This window comes from Legionella sp. km535 (genome assembly GCF_003990085.1).
GTDB lineage: Bacteria > Pseudomonadota > Gammaproteobacteria > Legionellales > Legionellaceae > Legionella > Legionella moravica.
In genome coordinates this window covers 62,000-79,502 of the sequence record NZ_RZGU01000013.1, presented here as the reverse complement: position 1 = coordinate 79,502, position 17,503 = coordinate 62,000, and the positions used below count along the sequence as shown (strand labels likewise).

The window sequence follows — 17,503 nt, the reverse complement described above, 5'->3', positions numbered from 1 at the left end:
ATTCACTGATATTTGATTTAATCATTTGCTTGAGAATAAACCGTGAACTCTGTATTGGTTTTTAATTCTGTGGATTTTCCAGCTTTAGGCTTACTGATGTAATAATGCTGGTTTTGACCAGCATAACTGTTTGGATGAAAAATTCAATAGCTGTTGTATTTTTGTGACTATGATCACTAAAACAGCGTGCCTTCATAAACAAAAGTGGCAGGACCTGTGAGGGTAAGATGATCATTAAAATGAGGCCATTCAATGATTAGATCTCCCCCGGGAAGCGATACGGTGATCTGTTCTGATAGATTATAAAATAAACGTCCAACTGCAGCTGCTGCTACAGCACCGCTACCGCAGGCTTTTGTTTCTCCACAACCTCGTTCAAAAACTCTGAGCTTAATATGATTCTCGTTTATAATTTGCATGAAGCCCGTATTGGTTTGCTCCGGGAATCGGGGGTGAGTCGTGATTTGTCTTCCCAGCTCGGTCACTGGGGCTGATTCTGTATCCTGTACCAAAAGCACCGCATGAGGATTTCCAACACTAATAGCATGAAGCGTAACCCGTGTATGCTGATCCAAATCCAGTGAATATTCCGCTGATTGGTGTTCTGCTATGAATGGAATATCCTGGGGTGCCAGTTTGGGTTTGCCCATATCGACGCTTACGCTGTTATCGTCATTAATGATTAATTCCATGGTCGTGGATTGAGTCGCGACGGTTAATTTATTCTTTGAAGTTAATCCATAATATTGGGCAAAAAGGGCAAGGCATCGTGCCCCATTTCCACATTGCCCAACTTCTTGCCCATTGGCATTAAAAATGCGATAGCTAAAATCCACTTCTTCCGTTTTTGCTGGTTCAATAAGCAGACATTGATCAAAGCCTATTCCTGTATTCCGATGAGCTAATAATGCGATTTGCTGAGGGGGTAAATTAATTTTTTGATTGACGCCGTCAATCACCATAAAGTCATTACCTAAACCATGCATTTTTGTAAATCGAATATTCATAATCAATCTCTTTGGGATGATTCAGACGGAGGTTTTTTTTCAGGAGCTGGTAAATACAATGGGCCCTTTTGTCCACAAGCGGATATCAGTAATGCTGTAACACAAATTAAAAATGCAAAGTAACGGGTCATGATCGAGGCCAATACTAAAATTTTATTATATGAAATTTATTGATAAAAGAGAAATGAACGCCTGAATCATTTTTGATTACAAAGGCTTTTTTTTGTCCAATTAAAATTTAAAGCCACTTGACGGGGGCCAATCATCCTGAACGGTATGGCTATTTTCTCTTAGTACATCAATTGAGTCGTGCATGCTTTTGGTAATGCGTTGATACGACTGAGGATTTATATAGAAAATCTGTTCGTGTTGTTTATCATAGCATTCGACCCAGGACAACGCGTAAGTAAGCATATTAGGGATATGGGATTGACCAGTGTATTCCGGGGTTACTTTAATAAGGATATTATTGGTGTCTTCGTCAATCAGTTTCTTTCTGATATACAGTTCAACAGCTTCGAGGGTATTATAATTTGCTGCATCTGTAGTGGGGACCAGGTTAATAATTTCCTTTTCGGGAGTATCAGTGGTTAATTCCTGGGTGTCTGCTAAAAAATGGGCTATTAGATGCGACCAATGAAATGATCGTCCTTCAGCTGGTTTAATTTCAATACCATGAGCCCGAAATACATCGCTGGCTTTTGCCTTGGTAATCGAAAATTGACTGTGTCGTCTTGACAAGCCGGAACGCTCCTGTATTCCTTCTAACGTGGCTACAAATCGTATTTCCTGAGCCTGTTCTAAATTTAACTTTGGTATAGCGGCCAATAACTCTTCCCGTGATATATCAAGCAAGCTGAGCCGACCTTTTTTGGGGGCTTGGCTTACAGGCGTTAAGTGTTTAAATAAAGTTTGACCATCTATTCTGCAAAGTGGTCTTGCTTTATTTCCTCCGGGAGTTTTAACCACTGCCGGATAGCGTTTATCGGGGGTGGCCGGAAACATCTTGTCATATCGTGCACCAGTAGCTTCAATTTGAGGTTGAAGATAACGATTTTCATCGGTCTCTTCGAGAATGAGTGGATTAAAGCCATCATCTTTGCGAAACGACTGAAATGTTCTTTTGACTGGCGGTGCATCTTCTCTGAAAATGCTTCGCTTTGCCATTCTGGAGGGTTGCGATTTGCTTAATGAGTGTGTCAGGTCGTCATAGGGTATTTTTCTGATGGAGCTTAGAGTGCTAAAAAAGAACGTAGGTGTCACATTGTGCCTGTTCTGTTGCTCATATTTCTTGATAATGGTTAGCCATTCTGCACGAGAAATAGTTAAGGATTCCATATCGATATTTTTAAAACAACTTCTATCTTGCATCTGGATGATTTTTTCAGAAGCAGTTTCCTGGGCAGCTTGAAGCTCTGATAACATGTCTCTTTGGTTTACCAAATCAGTGTCTTCTTGATTCAGGCTAGTTAACGCGATTAATATCTGTGAGGATGAGACACCGCTGTGGGTTGCAAGAACATGGATGAATGAGGAACGTAATGAATCTTCTAATTCATGATATTGTTTACTGTACAAGAACCAATCATCGTTGCTTAGTGTACTGGTAGAAGGTCTGCTTGCCAGTTCCTTAATCAGTTGCTTTATCATTCGTTCATGTCTCAATAAGCGTTAAACATCATCTGTGTTCTTACTAAAAATGCTGTATTTTTAGCATCATAGGGAAAGCTTCAGTTAGGGGCTGTTGACATTTCATCTATTTACCTCTGCTTTATGCGTGAGATTTATAGAGCTCTCACTAAAATGAGCTTAATCAATGCAGCGGCAGGTTATCCAATCAAACGACACCTAACCATTTCAATGGTAAACACTATGATAAAATTTTATACATAAAAATGCAAGAGAATATCGACCCTGGCTCTAAATTTAAATAGGGCAGTGATGCGTTTCGTGTATTGATTGAATTTTAAAGTACCTTGGTTTTTTTTGAATCCGGTGACTCAAATCCTTATTTGTATCGTCATTGACTCATTGGCGATGGTTAGAGCCTCGATTAATTCTGTTGTTTAAGAATACTTAACTTGCGCTGCTCCATTTCATTGGCGATAATTTGAGTTTTTTGGTGGAGAACCAATTTTGAGCGTATATATAAACGATCCGCAGGAAAAGGCACAGGCATGTGTTATATGGCTGCATGGGTTAGGTGCTGATGCGTCTGATATGATGGGATTGACAGATCAGTTAATGATTAAGGATGCGGCAATACGGCATGTATTTATTGATGCCCCCTCACGCCCTGTAACTTTGAATGGTGGTATGGTCATGCCCGCATGGTATGACATTGTTGGAATGAAATTGTTGGACAGGGAAGACAGACAAGGCATTGAGCAATCAGAAGAAATAATTCGAAAAGTAATGAATTCTCAGTGCGATGACGGTTTTCAATATTCTCAACTCTATCTTGCTGGGTTTTCACAAGGTGGGGCAATGGCGCTGCACACTGCGCTTCATACAGAACATACTTTAGGCGGTGTCATTGCATTATCGGCCTATTTGCCCCTGGCTGGAACGAGTAACCCTCGATTGGATAAAAGTACTCCCTTTTTTATGGGCTCGGGTCAATTTGATCCCCTTGTTTTACCTTTATGGACTCAACAAAGTAGAGATTGGTTATTGAATAAAGGATATAATGATATTTCTTTTCAACAATACCCAATGGAACATTCCATTTGTTATGAAGAAATCAAAGACCTGAGTCTTTGGCTTAATAAGCAGATTCAAGGAGCTGTGTAATGCCAATTGTAAAAAGATCACGAATAGTCAATTATACTTGTGAACAAATGTATGGTTTGGTTAATGATGTTGACCATTATGCGGAATTTCTTCCTTATTGCGCAGAAAGTACCGTACATCATCGAGATGACGATGAAGTACAGGCTACCTTAGTTATCGGCGCTGCGGGAATGAGCAAATCATTTACTACCCGCAATCGTTTGCAAGTTAACAAAATGATCGAAATTCGCCTTGTTGATGGTCCTTTCAGCCATTTGGAAGGTTTTTGGCGTTTCGATGAGGTAGAGGATGGCTGCAAAATTTCCTTTGACCTAGAGTTTGAATTTTCTGGAAAAATATTTTCCATGCTTCTTGGCCCTGTGTTCGATCAAGTAACCGATAAAATGGTTGATGCATTTTGTGACCGGGCAGAGGTTATCTATGGTAAAAGTTGAGGTGGTTTACATTGCCAAGGAAGGCACTGTTGTGCATTTTGATTTAGCATTAAACCCCGGGTCCTGCGTAGCAGATGCTTTAACGGCATCAGGGATCTTTGATTCTCATCCAGAAACCAGGGATTTGCCCGTGGGCATATTTGCGAAGCAGATTGCCAGGGATACGGTACTTAAAGATGGCGATCGGGTCGAATTATATCGGCCATTACAGTGTGATCCTAAAGAGAAAAGACGTCAGAAAGCCCGCTTAAGAAAATAAATCAGGCGGCTTTTTAACGCGATGCCCGTCTTTTCTTGGCTCCTCTCTCTACAGCAAGGAACTACCAGCTTAAGGCACTGTATGCTGGCATTCAGTGCCCCCCATGTTTCAATTTCTTATCAATAAATCATCTTCCAAACGTATGAATGGATGTTTTGGAATAACAAACCTGACTTAAGGACAGCGCATCCTGGATTATGATATTTGCCAGGGTGCCGCTTGTGATTAGGGTTTGTGTTCAATTCGACTTATCGAGTTTCCTTTAAAATAAATAACAACGGTTTTGATGGTCATGCTGCCCATACCTCGACGCCAGGTATATGCATAATCCCAGCGATCGTTATTAAATGTAGGGCTCATTAGGCTGGTTCCCATTAAAATAGCCGCGTCATTTTTGCTCATTCCTACTCTTAATCGCTCAACTTTTGATTGGGGAAGCAAGTTCCCTTGCTGATTGATGCGTCTGGCAAAATCATAGGATGCACATTGAGTCAAAGTTAATGATAAAATGAGTGTTACTATAAGGGTTATTATTCGCATATTTTTTGCCTACCGTGAAAAATTTCGCCATAATAACATGCCATTTATTTAAAGACACCACTAAACGGGTGCAAATTCATTACTGTTAAGGAGCACAAGTGGAAGAGAGTCAGCAGTTAAAAGAAGCCGGATTAAAAATTACCCTGCCGCGCTTGAAGGTACTGCAAATTTTAGAACAATCTCGTAATCATCATTTAAGCGCTGAGGATGTCTATAAGGCTTTATTGGAAACAGGTGAAGATGTTGGTCTGGCTACTGTGTATCGGGTTCTTACCCAGTTCGAAGCAGCCGGATTAGTGTCCCGTCACAATTTTGAAGGGGGTTATTCCGTTTTTGAATTGAGTCAGGGTGAGCATCATGATCATTTGGTTTGTGTAAAATGCGGCCGAGTAGAAGAGTTTGTTGATGAGATCATTGAACAACGACAGAAAGTTATTGCGGAAAAAGCACATTTTAAAATGACGGATCACGCGCTGAATATATATGGTATTTGCTCACAGTGTACTTGAGTTGTGATGCTTAAATAAGCATTGTAATTCAACCGCGTTATTAAAACCTGCTTTTTAATCAATGGATAACATGAGCATGGAATTTGATTACATTATTGTAGGTGGAGGAAGTGCTGGTTGCGTACTTGCTTCCCGATTAAGTGAAAACCCGGCGAATCAAGTGCTACTTGTTGAGGCAGGGGGCAGTAATAAATCTCCTCTGATTCAAATTCCTTTTCTCACTGTTTTGACCATGCCTTTTTGGCTCAAGAACTGGCATTATTGGACTGAGCCGCAACCAGGACTTTATAATCGACGCGGCTATCAGCCTAGAGGTAAAGCGCTAGGTGGTTCCAGTGCTATTAATGCCATGATTTATATCAGAGGGCAAAGCGAAGATTATGATGAATGGGCGCAAACTACATCAAAGGACTGGTCTTATGATTCAGTTTTGCCTCTTTTTAAAAAAATTGAGCACAACTACCGAATTAATGATTCATATCATGGACAAGAAGGTGAGTTGGCTGTAAATGATTTACTAAGTCCTAATCCAGTATCGCAATTGTTTGTTGAGGCAGGAAAAGCTTGTGGGTATGGCTATAATCCCGATTTTAATGGAGTAAGTCAGTCTGGAATTGGGTTATATCAGGTGACTCAGAAAGCAGGCAAACGCCATTGCGCAGCAGATGCATTCCTGGACCCAATATTGACTAGAGCCAATTTGACGATTTTAACCCGCGCGCGCGTTTTAAAATTATTGATTCGCAGTACGCATTGTCATGGAATAAGTGTACGCCATAAAGGGAACATCATAGAGTTTCGCGCCAGAAAGAACGTTATATTAAGTGCTGGAGCGATTAATACACCGCATTTATTAATGGTGTCGGGAGTTGGGCCGCGAGAAGAGTTATCACGTCATGGAGTCAACTGCATTCATGAATTGCCCGGTGTGGGAGAAAATTTTCATGATCATCCAGACTATGTCCATGTATACAAAGCCAACCATTCCAATCTTTTAGGCTTTGGCCCCACCGCTCTATGGGATATTTTTAAAGCCTATCGTGAATATAAAACCAACGCAACAGGGATGATGACTACAAATTTTGCAGAGGCGGGTGGATTTATTTCTACTGATGCACGACAAGCCAGGCCTGATATTCAATTGCATTTTGTTCCGGGCATTGTTGACGCGCATTGTCATAAGTTTCATATCGCGCGAGGAATGTCGCTGCATTTTTGTGTGCTTCGTCCTAAAAGTCGTGGTCGAATCCGATTGAAATCCGCAAATCCATTCCATGCTCCGGCAATTGATCCTAATTTTTTAGCTCATGATTACGATTTAGAGATTCTGTTGCGCGCTTATAAAATGACCAAGGAACTGATGGAGCATGAGCTTTTTTCTCCTTTTAAAGCCAGGCCTTTGTATCAAGCAACCTCAGACGAAGAAATCATTCAGTTAATAAGGCAACGTGCTGATACCGTCTACCATCCAGTGGGAAGTTGCCGCATGGGGCATGACGACATGGCCGTGGTGGATTCTCGTCTGCATGTCCATGGCATTACCGGACTGGTTATTGCTGATGCGTCCATTATGCCGCAAGTCGTATCGGGTAACACAAATGCTCCGGTGATGATGATCGCAGAGCAGGCTGCACGATTCATTCTGGATTAAAGCAATATCAGGGTTTTAAGATTATACTTAAGATATTTGATTGATAAGGATTCTTTTTATGTATGAAGATTTACGTATTCCCTACCAAACCGGAAACTTACCTTCATTGCAATTGGGTGGTATTGAAGTTGAAAATCAACTCATTACGGATGCTCCAGTAAATCTGGTGTTAAAATCCTTTAATCGACATGGGTTGATAGCTGGAGCTACAGGCAGTGGAAAAACTAAAACCATTCAGGTTTTGAGTGAACAACTCTCATTAGCAGGAGTACCAAGCCTGGTTATGGATATTAAAGGGGATGTTTCTGGTCTGGCTATGGCTGGGGATGCATCCGAGACCATGATCACAAGAAGCAAATCCTTGCATCTGGATTTTAATCCTCGTGGTTTTCCTGTTGAATTTCTTACCTTGAATGAGTCTCATCCTGGTGTACCGCTACGTTCAACTGTTTCTGATTTTGGTCCCGTCTTGTTTGCCCGTATGCTTGATGTGAACGATACTCAGGAGGGGGTTGTAACGGTATTGTTTGAATACGCCAAGCAAGAGCAATTGCCGCTCATTGAGTTGGCTGATTTGAAAGCTTTATTACAATTTGTTCAGACCGATACAGGAAAAAATAAAATTGAAGCGCGATTTGGCAGTGTTGCTTCGTCCTCGGTAGGTACGATTATGCGTAAAATCATTGAATTGGAATCTCAGGGAGGTGACAGATTTTTTGGTGAGCCTGCATTTAATGTTTTGGATTTGGTTCGAACCAATGCACAAGGTTTGGGCGTTATTTCAATTTTACGGCTTTTGGATATGCAGGATAAGCCTAAATTGTTTTCAACCTTTATGCTGAAATTATTATCAGACGTTTACAGAACTATGCCTGAATTAGGCGATCCGGACAAACCCAAGCTCATTCTATTTATCGATGAAGCGCATCTTATCTTTAGTAATGCCAGTAAAGCCCTGCTGAGTTTGCTGGATACTATGGTGAAATTAATTCGCTCCAAGGGAGTCGGACTCATATTTTGTACTCAAACGCCTAATGATATTCCTGAAAGTGTATTAAGCCAGTTGGGTTTGAAAGTTCAGCACGCTTTGCGCGCTTTTACAGCAAAAGATCGAAAAGCGATGAAATTGGTCGCTCAGAATTTTCCCCCATCCGAACATTATGACACGGAGCAATTGTTAACTGCATTGCGTATTGGGGAAGCTTTGGTCAGCAGTTTGGATGGAAAAGGTCAGCCGACCCCTTTGATTCAATGTATGATACGAGCACCTGAATCGCGGATGGGAGTTTTAACCGATCAAGAGTTAAATCAGGTTGTTGCTACTTCAACTTTATATCCACGTTATCGTCAACGTCAGGAGAGAAACTCAGCGAAAGAAATTTTGGCTGCTCAAAACAGCACATCAGAACAACAGCAAAACACAAAAACCAAGGTGAGTAATGAAACAAATGAGCCGTCAGTTATCACTGCTGTTACGAAAAATACATTATTTCGCCAGATTGTACGTCAGCTTGTGCGCGATATGACACGCGCACTAATGTCTGCGTTGGGGATCAAAAAGCGTTAATGAGCTCTTAGTCCAAATTAATTGAGTAAGAATAGCTTCCAAAGCTGTCGTAGCTCAGGCCTAAATAGCGTATGCCTTTGCATGATGCAGTAACGGTTGGTGTGTACATAAATGGGCCGTCTTTAATGTCCAGTACGCACCAGTTTTCAGTATCATAGGCTACTGTTACATGGGCATAACCTGAGCGACAATCAAAACCGTCTCTAATTATAAAACTGCGCGGGCCTACTCGTTCTAAAATGACATCCGATTCGCTATAACCACTGACAACGTATATTCCTGGATGTGATTTATCACTCAAATGGAAAAAATCTTTGTATCCACAAAAACCTTCATTTGCAGAGGCATTAAACATAACCATGCTGCTTGCTGCTGCCAAGATCCATTTTTTCATATGAAATTACCTTATTGTTATTGTTATTGATGCGGATTATAAGGAAGAATTGGATATTAAACAATCATGTTGTTTTTTTTGGTTCTGAAATTGCTGTATGGTAGAGTGATAAAAAATCTGATGGGTTGAACTATTGTGGTTGGAGCTGATAAGCTTGAATTGACCTTATTTAATTCATTATTAAGAAAAGCACCATGCTTAATCATCCGTTAGTTCTAAAAAACCTCTCTGGCCCGTCCATTCATCTCGAACTATTGGATAAGACCCATTATGAATCATTGCGCCGTGCTGCAAATGATGAACGGATTTGGACTTATATGCCAATGAAGGCCTATAACGAGTATTTTGATCATTGGTTTTATGAAAATTTAACCAAGCAGACGCTGGGGACACAAATTACCTACGCGATTCGTTGTCACGTTGATGGTCAGGTTGTTGGTTGTCGTTCTTATTATGATATGGACATGCAGCACAGGCGTTTAGAGGTTGGCTATGGTTGGCTTACTCCTGAGGTTTGGGGAAAGAAAATCAGTCTTGAGTGCATGTGGTTGTTATTTCGTCAGGCGATTGAAGAATGGCAGTTTAACCGAATTCAAATTGCTACAGATCCCAAGAATGAGCGCTCATATAACAATCTTAAAAAATTGGGAGCAAAGGAGGAGGGGGTGCTTCGTGAACATATGATTCATCACAATGGTTCCATTACTGATACGGTTATTTTTAGTATATTATCCAGCGAATGGCCTTTAATAAATGAGGGGATTATAAAGAGATTGGTTCTTTAGGATTTTTTCATGGTTAGGGTACTTCTCTGGATTGATATCTTTGCTCAACGTGGCAACTCATTCAGTCTCCCTCTCCCCCACGCTGCGCGCAGGGGCGAGGGGAGATTCGGTTAAGAACGTGGGGAGTTATCGTCAATTTTACCTTGATTCCAGGGGGTATGAATTCATAATTTGTTTTTGCTGTTTGGGTTTTTCAGATAAAGTAATTTTTTTTCACAACTATAAAAAAGTACAAATTCCTTGCATGCATCCGTGTTTTTAAATTATATTGTCCGGTTTTTATACTTAAGTGGAGAATCGAGATGCGCACAAAAAATGATTTTAATCTAACTAAGCCGGAAGCTGTATCAATTGAAAAGCTAAGATTATTAGAAGAACAGCGATTGAGAGCTGAAACTAATGGAATTTTTGCTCCAGCTAAAGCAGGTAGTTTCTTTGTTAAGGTAAGAAATGATCTTGTTGAGAAACACGTGCAGGAAGGACTGGCAAAATTTGATGCACAACACTTACAAAATAGCGCATCAACTACTGAGCCAGCTAGCTCATTTAAGCCTAGCTGATTCGATTTTTAGACGCTGAAACCATTAGTTATTGTATCCTGTTCTATAATATTAATTAACCAGGGTTTCAGTGTCGAGATTTTTAGATGAGGGATTATTAGGCGAGAGGGTGCTCAAGGATAACTCAGGATAATCTGTTTCAGCGGTTGGATTTTTAGATGAGGGATTATTAGATACAAGATAAAAACGTTCAAGCATCTATATCAAGTTTCAGCGGTTGGATTTTTAGATGAGGGATTATTAGTCCCATCTATGGGATCATCAGTTTCAACATAATTGTTTCAGCGGTTGGATTTTTAGATGAGGGATTATTAGCTGGTTATTCCATAGAGTGGGTTACACCACAGAAAGTTTCAGCGGTTGGATTTTTAGATGAGGGATTATTAGAAATAAACTTGATGTATCGGTAGTTGATCGAATATTGTTTCAGCGGTTGGATTTTTAGATGAGGGATTATTAGTTATAAAACCAAAAGAGAAGTACTGCCGAATTACGTTTCAGCGGTTGGATTTTTAGATGAGGGATTATTAGATCCTAAGATGCTTGAGCAAGATAAAATATTTAAGTTTCAGCGGTTGGATTTTTAGATGAGGGATTATTAGCACAGCAGAATAAATAAAATAGTAGAATTTTACGGTTTCAGCGGTTGGATTTTTAGATGAGGGATTATTAGTAATTCCCATGTTTTGCAATTGTTTGCATATTCGTTTCAGCGGTTGGATTTTTAGATGAGGGATTATTAGAGCACACCTAATTCTATGAATAATCTATGTAATTGAATAGAATGGGAGGTGTGTATTTTCGAAAAAGAGCAAATTGTAGAATTTATGTTTGATTTTTCGAAAAAACAGACCATAATTAAATGTGAAATCATCTAAATTTCGATACCCTGAAATCAACAAAATTAAAGATTGGATCGTTTGACTATGCTCGTATTCATAACGAGCATATAACGATTTAAAACCTATCATTACAATGATTTAGAAACTCACACTGTATGCATTGCAAGCCATTTGCAGTGCTATATGGTAACGATTCTGTTTCTATTATTTTCTTGATTTTATCACAAATTTCAAGCAATTTGTACTTAGATTTTTCATTTATAGTAACCAATTTGGGTTTGCCCTTTTCACCTGTAACGATATAGCCTCGAGTGCATTGTTTTTCAAAAATTAATTCGGCGAGCAATCCATAAGCAGTCAATTGTAATTTTTGCCCTAAGTTAATTTTTGATGCAAATGATTTAAATTCAATAGGTATTATCTCGTGTTCATCTTCTATTAATCCATCGCATATGCCATAGAAAGGATAAGCTGCATGCTCAAGCATTACATTATGAGTGAACACGGCTCGCTCAGTAAGTGGTTTAAACTTTGAGAGCGTTCTTCTTTTATCTCGTATTTGTTGCTTTTTTTGGTATTCTTCACCATAGTGAACCCAGCCTGGATAGGTAACTTTAAGCCCAATTACTTGATGGTAGTAAACAATTCGAGGACAAAAGCAGTACTGTCTGATCATATTTACAGGCAACTTAAATAATGATGTGTCCATCCGGCTTCCTAAGTTCATCTAATTTCAGATTGATGAGGTTTACTTCCGACTCTTTTGCTAGTGTGCAAGGTGTAATAAATGCGGAATCAGGCTCATTGAGTTCTTTTTTAAGAAAATTAGCTATAAACCTTATCTCAGGTTCATTTAAATAACCCCAAAAGACAGATTTTTGAATTGGTGTTAAACCGATGTCTTTTAGTTTTTCGAATATTGTGCGTCGGATCGAGTTGTCGCCAATATCGTAAGATATTATGTATTCTTTATAGAGTCGAATTTGCATTTTTTTACCATTTAAATAAATAACCTTTGTATTTTCCTTCTCCTGAAAACACGGCAGACAAGTGATAAATTTGTCTTTGAATAATGCTTTCCAGAGATATTCTTCGTTTATGGTATGGAAGAGGTTTGGCATAGAGATGCGCCATTGCACTGATTAATACTTTTTTTAACGCAGGGGATAGTTCATGGTTTTTTTGGGCGCGGGCATGAAGTTTAAAAATGATCCTGTCTGCGCACCAGGGTCGAAATTCCTCCATTATGTCTAATACGAGTGATGGCTTACCTGGTTTGGACGTATGTAAAATTCCAGCGTATAACTCCAGCCCAGCATTGGTTATTGCTTGCCAAATCCAACTGGATAAAATTGCATAAGCATAATTTAACATGGAGTTCGTTATATCATTGTTGTTTCTTGGGCGTCTTCCATCGAAATCGGCACATACTAATCCTGATTTTTTTACTGCATCCCAATATATCTTGGCGGCACTTCCTTCAAATCCCAAGAGTATGAATCGCCAGTCCTGATGTTTTGACCAATTGGTATTGATTAAATGTGTAACAATAGTTCCAATTTGATTTGATGCGCTATGCAGGTGTATTTTTTCGGATTCAAGGCGGTTTTTGGCTTTTCCAAAATATTTAAGAACAGCAGCCTGGTTTTTAATTTTGGCTAAAATGAATTGAACTGCAGTGTTCTTTGCCGCGTTTGAGTTGATGTAATTAAATTGATTTTCTCTCACTTTGGCGGTGCGATGAAGGCCTCCTTGCACGCTGCAAACGGCTTTACCCGTATAATCCATGATGAATAATTGTATACCTCTCATTGCGCAGGCAATGAGGAGATTTGAGGTTAATGTGACGCCTTGTTTGACGATGCTTATCGTTTTTAAACGATTTAGAGTGCATTCAAAGATCATTTGATCTTTATTAAATACAAGGATTCTTTCTCCTTGTAATTTACAAAAACTACCATGTTCAGAGAGTGTGAGATGTTTCATGATTTTTTCTTTAATTCAGTAACGTAGATTTGCTGAATCCATGATGGTGTTGGATTGGATTCAAACTCATAAGTTACGTATTGGCCTGTGGCTGTAATTTTTATTTTTCCATCACGAGGGCTTAATTCACTATCAAATAACTTATTTTTACATACTATTTCATTGGGCATATTCAATGGGTCATCCAAATTCAGGTAATCGGGTTTAATAATTAGAGCGTCCGTCATTGTTTGAGCAAAATGGGTTAAAGATTGAGTAATTCGTATATAACGCCTTGTTTTAGAGTGGGGCTTCATTTCCAGCTTTATTATTTTTGTATCTAACTTTGAACCTGCAAGAGGTAGCCTGAGCCAATAATTAAATGGAGCATAGTGCTGAATGTTGGAGTCATTGATTCCATTAATCGTTGATACATTTTTTGTCTTATAAGCGTTCATCAGAATTTCTTTATTGATTAGTTTGCCATTATTAATTCGAATACCTTTACTTGGAGTACCTGCAATGGTTTGAAGCTGATATAAAGGCGCGCCTTTATTATTTTTGCGACGGATACGCATCATTGTGCCTGCGTTTCCCGGGACTATTGGAAGTGAGAACACTTTTCGAACAGTATTATGTTTTTGTAATGTTAGGGGGTCTTTATTATGTTTATTTTCTGAACTTGGGTTAGTCTCCGATAGAAAATACATACGCATAAACAGGTTGAATTCTTTTTGATCTGGATTCTCTTTCAGGGAGAGAAAACGTGGGTGTTTATAAAGCTTTTCCCAATCTTTGGCGGCGGGCAAAATAATTTTATGGGTAAAAGAGCCTAAAACATCACCTTTGGTCGATTTAAAATTCACACTGAGATCGGGAATAGGGTCTTTTAAAATCTTTATAGTAAATGGTTTTTTTATTGTGTAGTAACGAAGAGTGTTTATGAAATTAAGCGCATCGGTATCATCAGGGGAAACTATATCTTTATGAAAATAAGTGTGCAAGAACCCCAGCGCAAGAGTTTTGTTTATTGGAAAATAAGCCCACTTGCTTTTGGAAGAGTTCTGTAATTCCAATAAAGAATCGCCCGGGTTTTTGGTTGAGTATTTTTTGATTAGAGCAAATAATTTTTCTTTATTGGATGGCTTTATCTCAAATAACGACTTTTCTGAAAATCCAATTGCCGTTTGATCCCCTTTAAACCAAACAGGAATAAAATGCTCCGCATAGATGGATTCTTTAAATAATTCCCTACTGTTAATTTTTGTTTTGTTGTATTTCTCTTTAGATTGAATTTGGTTTAGATGAATTTCGTTGGGTATTAGATGTTGGATGAACCAATATTTATCGAGTTCATGATGAAATTGTGGGTATTCATTAAGTCCAAGCCCCATGGTTATCGTCGCATCGACCACATGGCTTGGAAATGGCTGCTCAGTCCTTTTCTTAAAACATGAATCAAGTTGCGAAAGTGATTTTCGGTAGTTATATACTTCTTCGGACCTTATTTGTTTGATAGAACATTCTAGCTTTAAGTTCTTTGATTCCGCTTTATTGCCTAGCAATTCAATAATTTTTTTTCCTAAGAATTTTTGTGTCCCATTAACCAGTGTTTTTTGTTGTGTCATCAAAAATCTGGTAATGACTTTGAATAGTTCATCCTCTGTATCTAAAAAAAGGGCATGTCTGGCTGCTTTTTGTTGATCATGAGAAAGCAAGTGAAAGCTGATGAATTCTTTGATGCTCGAAACATTGTGGTAAATAAACTCTTTTATTTCGTTAATGTGCTCCGTTCCAAATTGATGCTTTAAATAGGTTGGGCTTAGGTGTTCTAATAGATAATGTTGTTCTTGTTTTTTATGATTACCTTGGGAAGAACAGTATATGAGATTGGCTTCGCTATTGAATACCATGCCAAAATGTTTTTTTGAAAGTGAACGAGAGTATATATGATCGATTTCTCCTTGCTCCCCAATCGATAAGCCTGTATAGGGGCAAATATCATTTGATGCATTGATAATGCGCTGGTATTTTTCTTCCCAATGGGTGTTTTGATTGGCAATAGTACTTTCAAGCGATTTGTCTATGCTCCCTTTAATTTTTTTAAGTGATTGCTCGAATTCGAAGCGATTCTGCTCAATGTATATTGGAAGTATAAGGTTTGTATTGTTGGGAATATTTTTAATTTGCTCCCATTTGAGTGTGCTGATCTCATAAGCCAGCCGTTGAAGCATTCGGGTTAATATGCCATCAAAAGGCCTTGCGCTGTCAGCGGGTAGTCTTGAGGCATAGGCGATCTCTGGATTTTCGTTTGTTTTTTGGGTTCTCCAATAATTTTCACAGGTAACAGCAACACAGTTTTTATGAAAACCATCTCGCTTGGTTTCAAGAATGGTATAGAGCTGAGCAAGGCTAAAGGGATTGTTATAAATTGATGATTGCTGTTCATCGTGCCCAAGAGCCGTTTTTAAAGCATGCACAATATCAGGTATCGTTTTTATTATAGAGGCAAGATTAGTGTCTGAGGTTTTATCAGGTCGATGTAATGACTCTTCGTACTTAATTTTAAATAAATTGCCTGTTTTCTTTCTGTTCTCTTCAATTTCTTTACATTTATTTTTTAATAACGTTCGTCCTATTTTATGACTGTCCCAAAATAACTTAAATTTAATCCATTTTTGTTGATTATTGATAAAATTTACTCCAAGGACAGCGCCTACAAGAAGTGGTAATACTTTTTGTTTTCTAGGAGGGTTTAAATAAGATAGTTCGCATAAGTTATGTATATTTTCAAACCAGATTCCTTGCGCTGCGTCTTCTCTTTCTTTGCTGTAAGCACGTGATATTTCAATCAGGGTTTTGCTTAAGGAAGGCGTAAAATGTTGAATCATTTGCTGATGTATTTGAAATAAATTTGTTGGTAATTGCTTCCCATGACAAAGAAACGAAAGTTGGTTTTTAATTTTGAACTGATCCAGTTTTTTATTGATGTCTAAATACCGATGTAAAATGTATGCATCTCTTTTTTCCTCCTGACAGGATGAATCAAGCAAGCGCTTACGATCGCGGAATTTAAGATGATCGAGAGACTGGTCTAAAAATGGATGAGCATTGAGAATCCCTGGTATTAAGCTCCGCCAGTTTGGATAGAGTCTGTTGAGTGCGTCAGGATTGAGTAAAAGAGTTTGATCTTTTTCCATCCCCGTATTGGTTCTAGCTTCATAGGGTGGGATAGTTAATTCAGGAGAAGTGTTTTTTAATAAATTAAGATGTTCGTTAGGTTGAGATGTATCAAACTGATGGATTAATTCATGAGTGACAATCGCCTCCCTGCTTCCTTTATAATGTCTGAACCCTTTGAGCATTCTGATAAACTCATTGAAAAAAGCAGTTTCATTGAATTGATTTTGCTCTTTTGCAAGGTACCGATGCAGGTTTTTCCATTGTAAATTACTTAAATGCCCCATTATATTAGAGAGGTATTCCGTTGGGAGTATTTTTTTTATATCGTCAAGCCGATAGTCATTTTCGATATCTGATTTGATATTTTGAAAATACTGTTTTCTGGTGCGATGGCCTTCAACGCTGTTTTTTTCAAAACCAATAATGAAATTTTTAATATTGTTTATAGTTTGTTTTGATTCTTTATTGGGGGGGAGTTGGGCGATTTTTGATTGTAACTCGTCTCTAAATTCGAAATATTCCATTTTTTGTAGAAAGCGGTCAATGAATGTGGATTCAGAGGTGTGGCCTGTTAATTGTTTTAGCAGGTTAATTGTGGATTCGTCTTTTAAATATTCATCCAGATCCGTATCCAGATAGGTATAACCTCTGTTATTTAAATAATGTCTGATCGCCGTTTCTTCATTAACATTGATCTCTCTTGAGATCAGATGTTGAATTAATTGTAGTGCAACACGTTTTACAAATTGATTTCTTTTTTTATTCCTGATTCTGTGTCGTGTTGTTCTTCTTGGTTCCTGAGATAATTGAAAGTTGTTCTGATCCATTAATATAACTGAATATTGGGTATTTGAGTGATTTGGGATTTCTTCACAAGTCTCAAGGTGAGTTAGGCAAACTCCTGTAAATTTTCCTCCTAAGTCAATTCCTATAGGAGATAATTGCTGTGTAGATTCCATAATAACATCCTTGTTGCGTAGGAGGAGGAACAAATAAATAGTATGATTTTGGAAG

17 protein-coding genes and 1 CRISPR repeat array are annotated in these 17,503 nt (G+C 38.5%); of the genes, 8 read left to right on the top strand and 9 right to left on the bottom strand.

Features of this window, described 5'->3' with window-relative positions:
- Window positions 1-176: 176 nt before the first annotated feature.
- The 3 genes from dapF to ELY21_RS09105 all read right to left on the bottom strand — a co-directional run bounded on the left by dapF (window position 177) and on the right by ELY21_RS09105 (window position 2,657).
- Window positions 177-1,007 (bottom strand): diaminopimelate epimerase, encoded by an 831-nt coding sequence (gene dapF, locus ELY21_RS09115; protein ID WP_127108881.1) that lies wholly within the window; start codon window positions 1,005-1,007, stop codon window positions 177-179.
- A 2-nt stretch (window positions 1,008-1,009) separates the two neighbouring features.
- Window positions 1,010-1,138 carry a lipoprotein gene (locus ELY21_RS09110; protein WP_199741685.1) on the bottom strand — a complete coding sequence of 43 codons (129 nt, stop codon included), beginning with the start codon at window positions 1,136-1,138 and terminating at the stop codon, window positions 1,010-1,012.
- A 100-nt stretch (window positions 1,139-1,238) separates the two neighbouring features.
- A complete protein-coding gene (locus ELY21_RS09105; RefSeq protein WP_127108879.1) occupies window positions 1,239-2,657 on the bottom strand; it encodes a hypothetical protein in 1,419 nt (472 codons plus the stop codon).
- A 498-nt stretch (window positions 2,658-3,155) separates the two neighbouring features.
- Here ELY21_RS09105 and ELY21_RS09100 point away from each other — a divergent pair, with 498 nt between their 5' ends.
- Genes ELY21_RS09100 through ELY21_RS09090 form a run of 3 tightly spaced genes read left to right on the top strand, consistent with a single transcriptional unit; the run spans window position 3,156 to window position 4,493 of the window.
- Entirely contained in the window at window positions 3,156-3,800 is a 645-nt protein-coding gene (locus ELY21_RS09100) for an alpha/beta hydrolase-fold protein (RefSeq protein WP_199741687.1), read from the top strand.
- Window positions 3,800-4,234, top strand: a complete 435-nt coding sequence (locus tag ELY21_RS09095) for a type II toxin-antitoxin system RatA family toxin (protein ID WP_028385506.1) — start codon at window positions 3,800-3,802, stop codon at window positions 4,232-4,234. Before ELY21_RS09100 ends, ELY21_RS09095 begins: the two co-directional genes overlap by 1 nt.
- Window positions 4,221-4,493, top strand: a complete 273-nt coding sequence (locus ELY21_RS09090; protein ID WP_028385505.1) for an RnfH family protein — start codon at window positions 4,221-4,223, stop codon at window positions 4,491-4,493. The genes ELY21_RS09095 and ELY21_RS09090 overlap by 14 nt, the downstream gene beginning before the upstream one ends.
- A gap of 225 nt (window positions 4,494-4,718) precedes the next feature.
- Here the strand turns inward: ELY21_RS09090 and ELY21_RS09085 are convergent, their stop codons facing one another.
- Window positions 4,719-5,033: an outer membrane protein assembly factor BamE gene (locus tag ELY21_RS09085; RefSeq protein ID WP_127108875.1), complete on the bottom strand. Its 315-nt coding sequence runs from the start codon at window positions 5,031-5,033 to the stop codon at window positions 4,719-4,721.
- 98 nt (window positions 5,034-5,131) lie between these two features.
- Here ELY21_RS09085 and fur point away from each other — a divergent pair, with 98 nt between their 5' ends.
- The 3 genes from fur to ELY21_RS09070 all read left to right on the top strand — a co-directional run bounded on the left by fur (window position 5,132) and on the right by ELY21_RS09070 (window position 8,760).
- Complete coding sequence (fur, locus tag ELY21_RS09080) at window positions 5,132-5,542, top strand: ferric iron uptake transcriptional regulator (RefSeq protein ID WP_028385503.1); 411 nt, start codon at window positions 5,132-5,134, stop codon at window positions 5,540-5,542.
- Window positions 5,543-5,618: 76 nt separating this feature from the next.
- A complete protein-coding gene (locus ELY21_RS09075; RefSeq protein WP_127108923.1) occupies window positions 5,619-7,193 on the top strand; it encodes a GMC family oxidoreductase in 1,575 nt (524 codons plus the stop codon).
- 58 nt (window positions 7,194-7,251) lie between these two features.
- On the top strand, window positions 7,252-8,760 hold the full coding sequence (locus ELY21_RS09070) for a helicase HerA-like domain-containing protein (protein WP_127108873.1): 1,509 nt from the start codon (window positions 7,252-7,254) through the stop codon (window positions 8,758-8,760).
- A 7-nt stretch (window positions 8,761-8,767) separates the two neighbouring features.
- Here the strand turns inward: ELY21_RS09070 and ELY21_RS09065 are convergent, their stop codons facing one another.
- Window positions 8,768-9,154: a hypothetical protein gene (locus ELY21_RS09065; protein ID WP_028385500.1), complete on the bottom strand. Its 387-nt coding sequence runs from the start codon at window positions 9,152-9,154 to the stop codon at window positions 8,768-8,770.
- Between the two features lie 194 nt (window positions 9,155-9,348).
- On the opposite strand from ELY21_RS09065, the gene ELY21_RS09060 reads away from it, so the two are divergent.
- The gene (locus ELY21_RS09060; protein ID WP_127108871.1) at window positions 9,349-9,939 is read left to right on the top strand and encodes a GNAT family N-acetyltransferase; all 591 of its coding nucleotides are present in this window, start codon (window positions 9,349-9,351) and stop codon (window positions 9,937-9,939) included.
- Window positions 9,940-10,241: 302 nt separating this feature from the next.
- A complete protein-coding gene (locus ELY21_RS09055) occupies window positions 10,242-10,499 on the top strand; it encodes a hypothetical protein (RefSeq protein ID WP_127108870.1) in 258 nt (85 codons plus the stop codon).
- Between the two features lie 64 nt (window positions 10,500-10,563).
- Window positions 10,564-11,242: a CRISPR direct-repeat array (repeat unit 37 nt; unit sequence GTTTCAGCGGTTGGATTTTTAGATGAGGGATTATTAG).
- A 214-nt stretch (window positions 11,243-11,456) separates the two neighbouring features.
- Here ELY21_RS09055 and cas4 read toward each other — a convergent pair.
- From cas4 to cas9, 4 genes are read right to left on the bottom strand one after another with little or no spacing between them, the layout of a single operon-like run.
- The gene (gene cas4, locus ELY21_RS09050; RefSeq protein WP_158618538.1) at window positions 11,457-12,050 is read right to left on the bottom strand and encodes a CRISPR-associated protein Cas4; all 594 of its coding nucleotides are present in this window, start codon (window positions 12,048-12,050) and stop codon (window positions 11,457-11,459) included.
- Window positions 12,031-12,330, bottom strand: a complete 300-nt coding sequence (cas2, locus tag ELY21_RS09045; protein ID WP_158618537.1) for a CRISPR-associated endonuclease Cas2 — start codon at window positions 12,328-12,330, stop codon at window positions 12,031-12,033. Before cas2 ends, cas4 begins: the two co-directional genes overlap by 20 nt.
- Window positions 12,331-12,334: 4 nt before the next feature.
- Window positions 12,335-13,327, bottom strand: a complete 993-nt coding sequence (cas1, locus tag ELY21_RS09040) for a CRISPR-associated endonuclease Cas1 (protein WP_127108864.1) — start codon at window positions 13,325-13,327, stop codon at window positions 12,335-12,337.
- Window positions 13,324-17,448 (bottom strand): type II-B CRISPR-associated RNA-guided endonuclease Cas9/Csx12, encoded by a 4,125-nt coding sequence (cas9, locus tag ELY21_RS09035; RefSeq protein WP_127108862.1) that lies wholly within the window; start codon window positions 17,446-17,448, stop codon window positions 13,324-13,326. Before cas9 ends, cas1 begins: the two co-directional genes overlap by 4 nt.
- Window positions 17,449-17,503 lie beyond the last annotated feature (55 nt).

Coding starts and splice junctions, on each gene's coding strand:
- ELY21_RS09110 (WP_199741685.1), bottom strand. CDS start 1,138: ATGACCCGTTACTTTGCATTTTTAATTTGTGTTACAGCATTACTGATA.
- cas9 (WP_127108862.1), bottom strand. CDS start 17,448: ATGGAATCTACACAGCAATTATCTCCTATAGGAATTGACTTAGGAGGA.
- ELY21_RS09085 (WP_127108875.1), bottom strand. CDS start 5,033: ATGCGAATAATAACCCTTATAGTAACACTCATTTTATCATTAACTTTG.
- dapF (WP_127108881.1), bottom strand. CDS start 1,007: ATGAATATTCGATTTACAAAAATGCATGGTTTAGGTAATGACTTTATG.
- ELY21_RS09060 (WP_127108871.1), top strand. CDS start 9,349: ATGCTTAATCATCCGTTAGTTCTAAAAAACCTCTCTGGCCCGTCCATT.
- ELY21_RS09095 (WP_028385506.1), top strand. CDS start 3,800: ATGCCAATTGTAAAAAGATCACGAATAGTCAATTATACTTGTGAACAA.
- cas2 (WP_158618537.1), bottom strand. CDS start 12,330: ATGCAAATTCGACTCTATAAAGAATACATAATATCTTACGATATTGGC.
- ELY21_RS09065 (WP_028385500.1), bottom strand. CDS start 9,154: ATGAAAAAATGGATCTTGGCAGCAGCAAGCAGCATGGTTATGTTTAAT.
- cas4 (WP_158618538.1), bottom strand. CDS start 12,050: ATGGACACATCATTATTTAAGTTGCCTGTAAATATGATCAGACAGTAC.
- cas1 (WP_127108864.1), bottom strand. CDS start 13,327: ATGAAACATCTCACACTCTCTGAACATGGTAGTTTTTGTAAATTACAA.
- ELY21_RS09090 (WP_028385505.1), top strand. CDS start 4,221: ATGGTAAAAGTTGAGGTGGTTTACATTGCCAAGGAAGGCACTGTTGTG.
- ELY21_RS09075 (WP_127108923.1), top strand. CDS start 5,619: ATGGAATTTGATTACATTATTGTAGGTGGAGGAAGTGCTGGTTGCGTA.
- ELY21_RS09055 (WP_127108870.1), top strand. CDS start 10,242: ATGCGCACAAAAAATGATTTTAATCTAACTAAGCCGGAAGCTGTATCA.
- ELY21_RS09070 (WP_127108873.1), top strand. CDS start 7,252: ATGTATGAAGATTTACGTATTCCCTACCAAACCGGAAACTTACCTTCA.
- ELY21_RS09105 (WP_127108879.1), bottom strand. CDS start 2,657: ATGATAAAGCAACTGATTAAGGAACTGGCAAGCAGACCTTCTACCAGT.